Annotated in this window: 9 protein-coding genes and 1 pseudogene; 4 read left to right on the forward strand and 6 right to left on the reverse strand. The window is 64.8% G+C overall.

Translation table 11 applies throughout. The features are described from left to right. Positions 1-193: 193 nt before the first annotated feature. From AC1DS3_RS19420 to AC1DS3_RS19435, 4 genes and pseudogenes are all read left to right on the forward strand, one after another. Positions 194-673: a MarR family winged helix-turn-helix transcriptional regulator gene (locus AC1DS3_RS19420; protein ID WP_477127734.1), complete on the forward strand. Its 480-nt coding sequence runs from the start codon at positions 194-196 to the stop codon at positions 671-673. An 89-nt stretch (positions 674-762) separates the two neighbouring features. Continuing rightward, on the forward strand, positions 763-2,283 hold the full coding sequence (locus AC1DS3_RS19425) for an AdeC/AdeK/OprM family multidrug efflux complex outer membrane factor (protein ID WP_441641139.1): 1,521 nt from the start codon (positions 763-765) through the stop codon (positions 2,281-2,283). Positions 2,284-2,355: 72 nt separating this feature from the next. Beyond that, on the forward strand, positions 2,356-3,609 hold the full coding sequence (locus AC1DS3_RS19430) for an HlyD family secretion protein (protein WP_441641140.1): 1,254 nt from the start codon (positions 2,356-2,358) through the stop codon (positions 3,607-3,609). Positions 3,610-3,611: 2 nt separating this feature from the next. Beyond that, positions 3,612-5,033 (forward strand): annotated as a pseudogene (locus AC1DS3_RS19435) (DHA2 family efflux MFS transporter permease subunit); the annotation flags it as partial. A 101-nt stretch (positions 5,034-5,134) separates the two neighbouring features. Here the strand turns inward: AC1DS3_RS19435 and truB are convergent. The 6 genes from truB to rluB form a co-directional block, all read right to left on the reverse strand. Continuing rightward, positions 5,135-6,082, reverse strand: a complete 948-nt coding sequence (truB, locus tag AC1DS3_RS19440; protein WP_477127735.1) for a tRNA pseudouridine(55) synthase TruB — start codon at positions 6,080-6,082, stop codon at positions 5,135-5,137. A gap of 117 nt (positions 6,083-6,199) precedes the next feature. Beyond that, positions 6,200-6,568: a 30S ribosome-binding factor RbfA gene (rbfA, locus tag AC1DS3_RS19445; protein ID WP_477127736.1), complete on the reverse strand. Its 369-nt coding sequence runs from the start codon at positions 6,566-6,568 to the stop codon at positions 6,200-6,202. 63 nt (positions 6,569-6,631) lie between these two features. After that, positions 6,632-9,532 carry a translation initiation factor IF-2 gene (infB, locus tag AC1DS3_RS19450; protein ID WP_477127737.1) on the reverse strand — a complete coding sequence of 967 codons (2,901 nt, stop codon included), beginning with the start codon at positions 9,530-9,532 and terminating at the stop codon, positions 6,632-6,634. 94 nt (positions 9,533-9,626) lie between these two features. Further along, positions 9,627-11,102 (reverse strand): transcription termination factor NusA, encoded by a 1,476-nt coding sequence (gene nusA, locus AC1DS3_RS19455; RefSeq protein WP_043347317.1) that lies wholly within the window; start codon positions 11,100-11,102, stop codon positions 9,627-9,629. Then, positions 11,099-11,587: a ribosome maturation factor RimP gene (gene rimP, locus AC1DS3_RS19460; RefSeq protein ID WP_043347318.1), complete on the reverse strand. Its 489-nt coding sequence runs from the start codon at positions 11,585-11,587 to the stop codon at positions 11,099-11,101. Before rimP ends, nusA begins: the two co-directional genes overlap by 4 nt. A 330-nt stretch (positions 11,588-11,917) precedes the next feature. Then, the coding region (gene rluB / locus AC1DS3_RS19465) for a 23S rRNA pseudouridine(2605) synthase RluB (RefSeq protein WP_477127738.1) at positions 11,918-13,277 on the reverse strand (1,360 nt) is incomplete at its 5' end.

The following is a 13,277-nucleotide window of genomic DNA, read 5'->3' on the forward strand; positions in this document are numbered from 1 at the left end:
AAAGATAACCCGAAATTATAGCATGCTGCGGCGCAAAACCCGAGGACGACGTTGGGAAGCTTCCCAAGCCGCCGCCCCGCCACAAACCCAATTATTGCGATATCCGCAATAGCAAATTGACGTCCTTGCGGATCGGTGAACGTGAACATATAGTTGCCACGGCAAACATTGCACCGACAAGCACCAAGCCGAGATGTCCGAGCAGAGCCAACCCATTTCCGACGAAGCCTTCCCGTTCGACCCGGCCGAATACCGCATGGGCGAGAGCATCGGCTATCTGATGGCGCGCGCCAAGAGCTTGCTGTCGCACGGCGTGGAACAGGAGGWCGATGGCCTGGACATCACGCACGCCCAGGCCACCTGCCTGATGATGCTGGCCGCCGGACGTGGCAGCACGGTGACTGACCTTGGCCGGGAGCTCAATTGCGATATGGGTTCGGTCACGCGCCTGCTCAGCCGCCTGGAAAAGCGCGGCCTGATCGAGCGCCAGCGCAGCGATGCCGACCGGCGCGTGGTCGACCTGTCGATCACGCCCGCCGGCCAGATCCTCGTGGACCAGCTGCCCCAGATCTATTGCCGCGTGCTGAACCGGCATTTCCGCGGCTTCTCCGAAGCCGAACTGYAGACCTTCCGCTCGATGCTGCACCGGATCATCGGCAACAACAGCGGGTAGCGGCCAGGCTTGGCGGCCAGTGACGCCAGCGGCGCCACGATCTCTCAAATACAAGAACAAACACTAACGCTCTATCGCAGGGCACCCAGATGAACCAAGCTCTCTCTTCTTTTTCCGCTTTGTCGCCGCGCGCGCGCGCGGCGGGCCGCCGGGCCGGCACGCTGGTGCTGAGCGCACTGGCGGCCGCGGTGCTGGTGGGCTGCGCCGCGTTCGGCAACTCGCACAGCACGCAGACCGTTACCGCGCCGGCCTCGCTCGCCAGCGCCCAGGCCCTGCCCTCGCAGCATGGCCAGTGGCCTTCGCTTGACTGGGTCGACCAGTTCAAGGACCCGCAACTGCGCGCCCTGGTCGACGAGGCGGTCAAGGACAGCCCCAACCTGCAAGCCGCTTTCGCGCGCGTGGAAGCCTCCCGCGCGATGGCCGACGCCACGCGCAGCGCGCTGTACCCGCACGTCGACTTTGACGGCAGCCTGCTGCGCCAGCGCTTCTCGCAAACGGACCTGTTCGAAGGCACGCCGCTGGCCGGCTCGTGGCAAAACCAGTCACGCCTGCAGGCCGGGCTCTCCTATGATTTCGACTTCTGGGGCAAGAACCGCAAGGCGCTCGAAGCCGCGCTGTCCGACGACCGCGCCGCCGAGGCCGAAAGCCAGGCTTCGCGCCTGATCCTCACCACGTCGGTCGCCCGCACCTATGCCCGCCTTGCCGCCTTGTACGCGCAACGCGACGTGGCCGAGCGCGCCATTGCCCAGCGCCGCGGCCTGAGCGACCTGTCACGCGACCGGCTCAACGCCGGCCTGGACACGCAGGTCGAAACCACGCAGGCGCGCGGCACGGTGGCATCGGCACAGACCGACCTGCTGCGCATAGATGAAGACATCCTGCTGGCGCGCAACCAGCTCGCCGCGCTGCTGGGCAAGGGCCCGGACCGCGGCCTGGCGATCCAGCGCCCGACCATCCTGGCGCAAAGCACGCCGCTGCTGCCGGACAACCTCACCATCGATCTGCTGGGCCGCCGCCCGGACCTGGTTGCCGCACGTTGGCGCGTGGAGGCCACCAGCAAGGATATCGAGGTGGCGCGCACGGAATTCCTGCCGGCCGTCACCTTGTCCGCGTTTGCCGGCGTTGCGTCGCTGGACCCATCCAACCTGCTGATGGGCATCAGCCGGACTTTTGGCATCGGCCCGGCGATCCGCCTGCCGATCTTCGAGGGCGGCAAGCTGCGCGCCAACCTGAAGGGCAAGTACGCGCAATACGACCTCGCCGTGGCCAACTACAACCAGGCGCTGGTCGATGCGCTGCGCGAAACCGCCGACACGGTGGCCAGCATCCGCAGCGTGGACACGCAGATCACGGCCCAGCGCGAGGCGCTGGCTCTCGCCGAGCGTGCCTACGCACTGTCCACCATCCGCTACAAGGCCGGGCTGGGCACCCAGCTCACGGTGCTCAATGCCGAAAGCAACGTGCTGCAGCAACGCCGCCTTGCCACCGACCTGCAGGCGCGCCGCCTGGACCTGCAGATGGGCCTGATGAAGGCGCTCGGCGGGGGTTACCAGGAGCAAGCCGAAGGCGCCGGGACGGATGCGCAAAAGCCAGCCGAGGCACGCGGCTAAACGGTTAGGTGGCTACGGCAAAGCAGCCGGAAGAACAACGAGCGGTACCGACAGCATTCTTAAAAGACGATCATGAGCGATAACAAGCAAGCGGCCCAGACTCCCGCCTCCCCGGCGGCTCCCGTCAACAACAACGGCAAGCGCAAGCGCCTGCTGCTCTCGCTGACCGCCGCGGTAGTGGTGGCCGGCGTGGCCTACGGCATCTACTGGGGCATATACGCGCGCCACTTCGAGAGCACCGACGACGCGTATGTCGCGGGCAACGTGGTGCAGGTCACCCCGCTGGTCGGCGGTACCGTGATTTCGATCGCGGCCGACGACACGCAGCTGGTCACCGCGGGCCAGCCCCTGATCCAGCTCGACCGCGCCGACTCGCAGGTCGCCATGGAGCAGGCCGAGGCGCAACTGGCGCAAGCCGTGCGTGAAGTGCGCACGCTCTACGTCAATAACGGCTCGCTGGCGGCCAACGTGACCATGCGCGAAGCCGATGTGGCCAAGGCGCGTGAAGATCTCAAGCGCCGCGAGGCCATCGCCGGCTCCGGCGCGGTTTCGGGCGAAGAAATCTCGCACGCGCAGACCGCCCTCACGGCCGCGCAATCGGCACTGCTGGCCACGCGCGAGCAACTGGCATCCAACAAGGTGCTGACCGACCAGACCACGGTGGAGAAGCACCCCAACGTGCAGCGCGCGGCCGCCAACCTGCGTGCCGCCTATCTCGCGTTCGCACGCTCGACGCTGCCCGCGCCGGTGACCGGCTACGTGGCCAAGCGCTCGGTGCAGGTCGGCCAGCGCGTGGCCCCGGGGGCGCCACTGATGGCCGTGGTGCCGCTGGACCAGGTGTGGATCGACGCCAACTTCAAGGAAGTGCAGATCACGCATATGCGCGTGGGCCAGCCGGTCACGCTGGAGGCCGACCTGTACGGCTCCAAGGTGACCTACAACGGCAAGGTGGAAGGCTTCTCGGCCGGCACCGGCTCGGCCTTCTCGCTGCTGCCGGCGCAGAACGCCACCGGCAACTGGATCAAGGTGGTGCAACGCCTGCCGGTGCGCATCGCGCTGGACCCGCAGCAACTCAAGGACCACCCGCTGCGGGTTGGCCTGTCGATGAACGTGACGGTGGATGTGCGCAAGGAAGAAGGCGCGGCCATGACCAACGCCACGGTTGCGCGCCCGATGCAGACCGACGTCTATGAGAAGGTCGCGCAGGACGCCGACGCGCTGATCGCCCGCATCATCTCGCTGAACAACGGCGGCCGCCAGGCGGCCGAGCCCATGGCAGCGCCGGTGTCGTCGGCGCCGGCTGGCGCCAAGCCCGCCAACACCTGAACATGGCTACCTCCCTCCCCGCGCGCGACGGCGCCTCGCCTGGCTCAACAGCGCCAGCGGCGCGCCCCGCCGCGCCAGTKCCGTTGTCGGGCGCAAAGCTGATCGTCGGCACGATCGCGCTGTCGCTGGCCACGTTCATGAACGTGCTCGACTCCTCGATCGCCAACGTATCGATCCCGGCCATCTCGGGCGACCTTGGCGTGGCGCCCAACCAGGGCACTTGGGTCATCACCTCGTTCGCCGTGGCCAATGCCATCTCGGTCCCGTTGACCGGATGGATGACCACGCGCTTCGGGGCGGTGCGGCTGTTCATCACTTCGATCCTGCTGTTCGTGATCTCGTCGTGGCTGTGCGGTGTCGCGCCCAACCTCGAAGTGCTACTGGCCGCGCGCGTGCTGCAAGGCGCCGTGGCGGGGCCGATGATTCCGCTGTCGCAATCGCTGCTGCTGTCGAGCTATCCGCCGCAGAAAAGCACCATGGCGCTCGCCCTATGGGGCATGACCACGCTGGTGGCGCCGATCATGGGGCCGCTGCTGGGCGGCTGGATCTCGGACAACATGACCTGGCCGTGGATCTTCTACATCAACATCCCGGTGGGCCTGGGCGCCGCCTATGCGACCTGGGCGATCTACCGCGACCGCGAGACGCCGATCAAGATCCTGCCGATCGACCGGATCGGGCTGGCGCTGCTGGTGATCTGGGTGGGCTCGATGCAGCTCATGCTCGACAAGGGCAAGGAGCTCGACTGGTTCCACTCGACCTCGATCGTCGTGTTGACGGTAGTGGCCATTGTGGGCTTCCTGTTCTTCCTGATCTGGGAGAGCTACGAGAAGCATCCGATCGTCGATATCACCTTGTTCAAGGGACGTAACTTCAGCGCGGGGGTGGTGGCCATCTCGGTGGCCTACGGCCTGTTCTTCGGCAACCTGGTGATCCTGCCGCTGTGGCTGCAAACCATCGTCGGCTATACCGCGACGGATGCCGGCATCGTGATGGCGCCGGTCGGGATCTTCGCCATCCTGCTGTCGCCGCTGATCGGCAAGAACCTGCCCAAGATGGATGCGCGCTGGGTCGCGACCCTCGCCTTCGTCACCTTTGGCGTGGTCAGCCTGATGCGCTCGGGATTCACCTTGCAGGTCGATACCCGCACGCTGATGATCCCGACGCTGATCCAGGGCGCGGCGATGGCGATGTTCTTCATCCCGCTGACCTCGATCATCCTGTCGGGCCAGCCGCCGGAGAAGATCCCGTCGGCCTCCGGGGTGTCCAACTTCGTGCGGATCACGTTTGGCGCGATCGGTGCGTCGATCTCGACCACCATCTGGGAAAACCGCACGGCGCTGCATCACGCGCAACTGGTTGAACAGGTCAACCCGTACAACCCGACCTATCTTGACCGCTGCACAGCGAGGCCGATGCCGTCACAGGCATCGGCCTCGTGCTTTCCGGCTCATCGTCAATATCAATAGCACCACGTAGCCCGGCTTTCTTGCCTGATGCAGCCGCATTGGCCGCATTGGCCGCGTTAGAGCTTGACCAGCCGCTCGGGCCGCAAGGCGCCTTCACGCATGCGCGCCACGCCAAGCAAGCGGCGCGGCTCGCCGCCATAGACACTGGCGAGTTCGTCTTCCGCCAGTGCCACGCCTGCCGGCAGGTCGCGCTGCGCGATGCGCTGGCCCTGCAGGAAGCGCGCCATCGCGGCCTCGTCGAGCGTCACCGCTACGCAGCGCTGCAACAGCGCATCGACCGGCGCAAGCATGCCGGGGCGCTCCTCGTCGGCGCGCTGCTCGATCTGCTCCAGCGTGACCGCGCCTTCCAGGCTCAGGTCGCCTACCGCCGTACGGCGCAAGCCGGTCAGGTGCGCGCCACACCCAAGCGCGTCGCCGATGTMCTCGGCCAGGGTGCGGATATAGGTGCCCTTGCTGCAGGTCACGCGCATGCTGAAGGTGGGCGCCTGCGGCAGCCCGCAATCGAGCAGCGTGATTTCGTGGATGGTAACGCGGCGCGCGGCGCGCTCCACGGTCTGGCCAGCACGTGCGTATTCGTACAGCGGACGTCCGTCCTTCTTCAGTGCGGAATGCATCGGCGGCACCTGCTCGATTTCGCCCGCGAAGCGCTGCATTGCAGTGCGAAGCGCCTCGATATCGCAGGTTACCGGACGCTCGGCGATCACCTCGCCCTCGGCGTCGCCGGTCGCGGTCTTGAGGCCAAGGCGCACGGTGGCTTCGTACGTCTTGTCGGCCTCTAGCAGGTCCTGCGAGAACTTGGTCGCCTCGCCAAAGCACAGCGGCAGCAAGCCGGTGGCCAGCGGGTCGAGCGTCCCGGTATGTCCTGCCTTTAGCGCGCGCAGCATGCGCTTGGCACGCACCAGCGCGTCGTTGGACGAAAGGCCGAGCGGCTTGTCGAGCAGCAGCACGCCATGCACCTCGCGGCGCGGTTGCCGGGGCGGGCGATTGGTTTTGGGATGGGTCATGACGGGAAACTATGTGACGCCGGCAAGGCTTTGGGGCCGGGCGCGACAGACAGGGACAAGGGAGACGTGAAGCAATCAGCGCGAACAAGAAAACGGCCCGTGGTTACGGGCCGTCTTTCAGTCTTCTTTTGCGCGTGTGGAGTTGGCTTCTTTGATCAGCTTGGACATCTCGATCGCTTGTTCCACCGAGGTATCGTGGAAGAAGCGCAGCGTTGGCACGGTATGGATATGCAGCCGCTTGTAGAGCAGCGAATGCAGGTAACCGGACTTTTCGTTGAGGATGCCCTCCACTTCCGCGGCATCAGCCGCCAGGACGGTGAAGTACACCTTGGCGTGCGCGTAGTCGGGGGTCAGCGTGACCGATTGCAGTGTGACGAGCCCCAGGCGGGGATCGCGCAGCTCACGCTGGATCATCTCGGCCAGGTCGCGCTGGATCTKGTCGGAAATCCGGAGATTACGAGAGGAGATATTGCCTTTCTTGGCCATTCAATACGCTTGCTGTCGAGAAGGGCAGCGGCGGGCCAGTTGGCCCGCCGCCCGCAACACGCCTTACAGCGTGCGCGCCACCTCGGTGATTTCATACACTTCGAGCTGGTCGCCTTCCTGAACGTCGTTGAAGTTCTTGATCGACAAACCGCACTCGAAGCCTTGCTTGACTTCCTTGACGTCATCCTTGAAGCGCTTGAGCGAATCCAGCTCGCCGGTATGGATGACCACGTTGTTGCGCAGCACCCGTACCAAGGCGGTACGCTTGACCAGCCCGTCGGTGACCATACAACCAGCCACCGCGCCAATCTTCGGCACGCGGAAGACCTGGCGCACTTCAACCGTACCCAGCGTGACTTCGCGCTTTTCCGGTGCCAGCATGCCCGACATTGCCGCCTTGATCTCGTCTACCGCATCGTAAATGATGTTGTAGTAGCGAATATCGATGCCGTTGTTTTCGGCCAGCTTGCGCGCGCCRGCATCGGCACGCACGTTGAAGCCGATGATGACCGCCTTCGAGGCCGTAGCCAGGTTGACGTCCGACTCCGAGATGCCGCCCACGCCGCCGTGCACGATCTGTACACGCACTTCTTCGGTGGAGAGCTTCTGCAGCGATTGCACCAGCGCTTCCTGCGAACCCTGAACGTCGGCCTTGACGATCAACGGCAGCGTCTGCACTTCGCCTTCGCTCATCTGTTCCAGCATCGTTTCCAGCTTGGCCGCCTGCTGCTTGGCCAGCTTGACATCGCGGTACTTGCCTTGACGGAACAGCGCGATTTCGCGCGCCTTGCGCTCGTCCGGCAGCACCAGCACTTCTTCACCAGCCGCCGGCACTTCGGACAGGCCCTGGATCTCGACCGGAATCGAGGGACCGGCTTCCTTGGTCGGCTTGCCGGTTTCGTCCAGCATGGCGCGAACGCGGCCATAAGCGCTGCCAGCCAGCACCACATCGCCACGCTTGAGCGTGCCGCTGGTGACCAGGATGGTCGCGATCGGRCCCTTGCCCTTGTCCAGCTGGGCTTCCACCACCAGGCCCTTGGCCGGGGCGTCCACCGGTGCCTTCAGTTCCAGCACTTCGGCCTGCAGCAGCACTTGCTCGAGCAGGTCGTCGATGCCGGCGCCGGTCTTGGCGGAAACCGGAACGAACGGCGAATCACCGCCGTACTCTTCCGGCAGCACCTGCTCGGCCACCAGTTCCTGCTTGACACGGTCCGGGTTGGCTTCGGGCTTGTCGATTTTGTTGATCGCGACCACGATGGGCACGCCCGCCGCCTTGGCGTGGGCAATGGCTTCCTTCGTCTGCGGCATCACGCCGTCGTCGGCCGCAACCACCAGGATCACGATGTCGGTTGCCTTGGCACCGCGAGCACGCATGGCCGTGAAGGCCTCGTGACCCGGGGTGTCCAGGAAGGTGATCACGCCGCGCTCGGTTTCCACATGGTAGGCACCGATGTGCTGCGTAATACCGCCGGCTTCGCCTGCCGCAACCTTGGCGCGACGGATGTAGTCCAGCAGCGAGGTCTTGCCGTGGTCGACGTGACCCATCACGGTCACCACCGGCGGACGCGGCAGCTGCTCGGCGTCGGTGTGGTCTTCACCACCCACGACCAGCAGCGCTTCCGGATCGTCCAGCTTGGCGGCAAACGCCTTGTGGCCCATTTCTTCCACCACGATCATGGCGGTTTCCTGGTCCAGCACCTGGTTGATGGTCACCATCTGGCCGAGCTTCATCATCTGCTTGATGACCTCGGAAGCCTTGACGGCCATCTTGTGCGCCAGGTCGGCCACCGAAATGGTCTCGGGAATGTGCACTTCGCGCACCACCGGTTCCGTCGGCGCCTGGAAATTCGTGCCGCGATCGTCTTGCTGGTGRCGGTTGCCACGACCGCGCGGACCGCCGCGCCAGCCGCCAACGCCACCCGACGAATCGCCGCGGGTCTTCAGGCCGCTGCCCTTCTTCTTCGAGCCTTCGTCCTGCCAGGTCGAGGAAGTCCCCGCCTTCACTACCTTGCCGGTCTTCTTGTCGACGGTGGTGGTAGCGGTGGCCGTGGTCGTTGCGGGCTTCTTCTCGTCTTTCTTGACTTCGGTGCCAGGCGGCTTGACCGGCTTGTGCAGCGTGCCGGTCTGCTCGGCCTTCTTTTCTTCGGCCTTGCGTTCCGACGGCGCCTTGAGAACGCGCGCCGGCGCATTCAGCATCTGCTGAATGGCACGGGCTTCGGCTTCGGCGGCCTCGCGGCGCTTGCGCGCTGCGTCCTGTTCGGCACGCGCCTTGTCGGCGGCCTGCTTGGCGTCGTCGGCGGCCTTCTGCGCGGCAGCGCGTTCGGCGGCCAGGCGAGCCTTTTCGTCTTCGGCCTTCTTGCGCGAATCGTCGTCTTCCGGCGCCTTGGCCGTAGCGGCGGCGCGCAAGGCGACAGCTTCCTCTTCCGCCTTGCGGGCGGCGAGCTCAGCCTGGCGGCGCTCTTCAGCCTCCAGCGCTTCCTGCTTGGCGCGGCGCTCGGCCTCCTCGCGTTCGGCCGCTTCCTGGCGTGCCTTCGACTCGGCTTCCTGGCGTGCCAGCAACTCGGCCTGCTGACGATCTTCCTCGTCCTGGCGTGCCTGCTCGGCCGCATCGACCGGCATCTCGACCACTTCGTGGCCATCCGGGCCATCGGTGGAAGCCTCGTCGCGCTTGATCAGGACGCGCTTCTTGCGCACCTCGACCTGCACCGTGCGAGTCTTGCCGGTGGAATCAGCCTGGCGGATCTCGGAGGTCTCACGCTTGGTCAACGTGATCTTCTTGCGCGCGCTGTCATCGGCCGCCCCGTGGGAACGCTTGAGGTAATCCAGCAACTTGGTCTTGTCGGATTCGGTGATGATGTCGTCAGGCGTCACCTTGCCCACCCCAGCTGCCTGCAATTGTTCCAGCAGGGCAGCTKCGCTGCGGCTCAGTTCTGCGGCCAGTTGGGCAACTGTTGTGCTTGCCATTCAAACCCTTTCAATGCTCGGTTTATACGTCGGGACAATTGTGTGTGGAATGCGCGCTCAAGCAGCCTGGAAAAGCACTACGTGAGCGTGTCCCTCAGTTAAACCAATGTTCCCGTGCTTTCATGATCAGCGCGCGGGCATCATCCTCGCCAAGACCAACCATGTCGACGAGTTCGTCGACGGCCAATTCGGCCAGTTCGTCACGCGTGTGAATATTGCCTTCGGCCAGCTTGCCGATCAGTTCCGGGGTCAGGCCGTCGAGCGAGCGCAGATCCTGCGACACCTCTTCCACCTTTTCTTCCCGGGCCAGTTCCATCGTCAAGAGCGCATCGCGGGCGCGGTTGCGCAGCTCGTTGACGGTATCTTCATCGAATGCGTCGATTTCCAACATCTCGCTGATGGGCACATAGGCCACTTCTTCCAGCGTGGAGAAACCTTCGTCGATCAAGATGTCAGCCACTTCTTCGTCCACGTCCAGCTTGGCCATGAACAACTTGCGCACCACGTCGCTTTCCTCAGCTTGCTTCTGTGCCGATTCTTCCTGCGTCATGATGTTGATCTGCCAGCCGGTCAGCTCGGACGCCAGGCGTACGTTTTGACCACTGCGGCCGATGGCGACGGCGAGGTTTTCCTCGTCGACCACCACGTCCATGCTGTGCTTTTCTTCGTCTACCACGATCGACTGTACCTGTGCCGGCGCCAGGGCGCCAATCACGAACTGCGCCGGGTCTTCCGACCACAGCACGATGTCGACAGCTTCGCCGCCAATCTCGTTACGGACCGCGGTCACCCGCGTGCCGCGCACGCCGACGCAGGTACCGATCGGATCGATACGCTTGTCATGCGCCACCACGGCAATCTTGGCACGCACGCCGGGGTCGCGGGCAGCTGCCTTGATTTCCAGCAGGCCCTGCTCCATCTCCGGCACTTCGTTCTCGAACAGCTTGATCAGGAACTCGGGCGCGGTGCGCGAGAGCTCGATCTGCGGACCGCGTGCGGTGCGATCCACATTCAGGATATATGCGCGGACACGGTCGCCGGTGCGCAGGTTTTCCTTGGGGATGATCTGGTCGCGGGCCAGCAGCGCTTCCACGCGACCGGACTCGACGATCAGGCCCTTCTTGTCGGCACGCTTGACCGTGCCGGTCATGACCTTCTCGCCACGATCAAGGTAATCGTTGAGGATCTGCTCGCGCTCGGCGTCACGGATCTTCTGCAGGATCACCTGCTTGGCGGCCTGCGCACCGATACGGCCGAACTCGACCGACTCGATCTGCTCTTCGACAAACTCATCCAGCTGGATGTCCGGATCCTGCTCGCGTGCCTCGAACATGAGGATTTGCTTGTCCGGCTCCTGCAGGCCCTGTTCATCGGGGACTACAAGCCAGCGGCGGAACGTCTCGTGCTCACCGGACTCACGATCGATGGCGACGCGAATATCCACGTCTTCCTCGAAACGCTTCTTGGTTGCCGAAGCGAGTGCCGCTTCCAGCGCACCGAATACCACATCCTTGTCGACGTTCTTCTCACGCGCAAGCGCATCGACGAGCAACAGAACTTCGCGGCTCATTGCTTGTTCCCYTTTTTCTGATTTCCTTTGAAGTCGATCACCGGCACCAGGCGTGCGCGATCAACATCGGATATGGTGAATTCCAGCAGCGCCGTGCCGTTCTGGCCTTCGAACTCGAGGCCAATCTGCTCTGCCCCCGGCTCACCGGTAGGCGTCTGCAGGATGCCGACGAAGTTCTTCTGCCCGTTGACCGGAAGGCGCAAGGTAACCCTGGCTTCCTGGCCCGCGAAGCGGACGAAGTCAGCCAGTTTCTTGAGCGGCCGGTCCAGCCCCGGCGAGGACACCTCGAGGCGCTCGTAGTCGATGTTCTCGACGGTGAGCACGTGGGTAAGCTGACGGCTTACCTTCTCGCAATCCTCAATGACGATGCCGGTTTCAGGCTGATCGATATAGACGCGCATGAGTCCGCCTGGAGCGCGCTCGAGCTCAACCAGCTCGTACCCCATGCCGTTCAGGGTGGTTTCGATCAAATCTGCCAGATGCACTGTATTCCCGAATAATGGCCATCAATACCGTGGCAGACCCAGCCCATCGGCACGGCCGTCTTGATTGACGGCTTCAGCCAGCTTGCCTGCCAGTCATCCCGACCGGCGCGCCGCGAAACACGGCAAGCACACGAAACGGGCGAAGCAAAAAAAAATGGGCGCAATGCCCATCATTCGCCCACCCTTTTGCAGGATGACTTTTGAATAGACTTTGATTATACGCTGTCGCGGTACAAAAGGCAAAGGCACCCGGCTTTGGCGCGGCAGGGAAGCGGCCTGTGCCGCTCTTTCCCCCGCCAGGCCCGCCCAAGGCGCCCTGCCTCGCATCGCTCAACGATTGCCGTCGCGGCCACCGCCACGAGGACGGCGGTTGCCGTTGGGCTTGCCGGCCTGCGGCATCACATTCCCATTGGCTTCGCCGCCACCGCGGCGCTGGGAACGATTCTGACCGCCGCCCATACCACCACCCATACCACCCATACCACCCATGCCCCCCATGCCGGCGCCACGGCCGCCACTGCGACCGCCACGACCCGGGCCGCCCGGGCCGCGCGGGGAACCCGCCGCGCCACCGCCCAGCTTGGTGGTATGGGACGTCAGCAGGGTCGGGCCACCGATGTAGCCCATCGACGTTTGCATCGGATCCGGCTGACCGCGGCCAGCGCCGCTGCCGCGCGGGCCGTTGCCGCGGTTGACGCGCGGCAGGCCGTCCATGCCGGTCGGCATCGGCATGCCGGCAATGGCTGCCTCGGTGCGCTGCTGGCGGCCACCTACCTTGCTGCCGCCGCGAGGACCGCTATCCCCCTTGGACGGCGCCTTCAGGCCGATGGATGCCATCAGCGCGCGCACGTCGTCCGCCGCGAGTTCTTGCCAGCGGCCGCGCTTCAGGCCGCGCGGCAGCAGAAACTGGCCGTAACGGGTACGGATCAGGCGCGACACGGTCAGGCCGACGGCCTCAAACATGCGGCGCACTTCGCGGTTGCGGCCTTCGGTCAGCGCCACGTGGTACCAGTGGTTGATGCCTTCGCCGCCACCGTCCGCGATACGCAGAAAATTAGCCTCGCCATCGTCGAGCTTGATACCATGCAGCAGGCGCTGGCGATCGGCCTCGGCCAGCTCACCCAGTGTGCGCACCGCATATTCGCGCTCCACGCCGTAGCGCGGATGCATGAACTTGTTGGCGATATCGCCCGAGGAGGTGAAGATCAGCAAGCCCTCGGTATTGAAGTCGAGGCGACCCACGGCCACCCACTTCCCTGCCTTGATGCGCGGCAGGCTGTCAAACACGGTCGGACGGCCTTCCGGATCCGACTGGCTGACGATTTCGCCGGACGGCTTGTGATACAGCAACACGCGCGGCGGCTTGGACGACACACGGCGGTGGATCAGCTTCCCGTTGACCCGGACCTGGTCGGCCGGCAGGATGCGCTGGCCGATGTGGGCAGGCAGGCCATTGACCGAAACCCGGCCCTGCAGGATCAGCTCTTCCATTTCCCGGCGCGAGCCCAGCCCACCCTCGGCGAGCACTTTGTGCAGCTTGGGCGCATCGTCGTCTGCAGACAGCTCGCGCACCGGCTTGACCCGGGCCTGCGGACCGCTCGACTCTTCCTGGTCGTACTGACCGGAAATGACAAAGCGGAACAGGTCCTCACCGCTCGCAGCGGCGGCGGGCGCCTTCTCAGGCACACCC

It is taken from the genome of Cupriavidus sp. 01L46 (assembly GCF_056399905.1).

What these genes read in the sequence shown, in the direction of transcription:
- AC1DS3_RS19430 (WP_441641140.1), top strand. Translation starts at nt 2,356, where the DNA reads ATGAGCGATAACAAGCAAGCGGCCCAGACTCCCGCCTCCCCGGCGGCT.
- AC1DS3_RS19425 (WP_441641139.1), top strand. Translation starts at nt 763, where the DNA reads ATGAACCAAGCTCTCTCTTCTTTTTCCGCTTTGTCGCCGCGCGCGCGC.
- nusA (WP_043347317.1), bottom strand. Translation starts at nt 11,102, where the DNA reads ATGAGCCGCGAAGTTCTGTTGCTCGTCGATGCGCTTGCGCGTGAGAAG.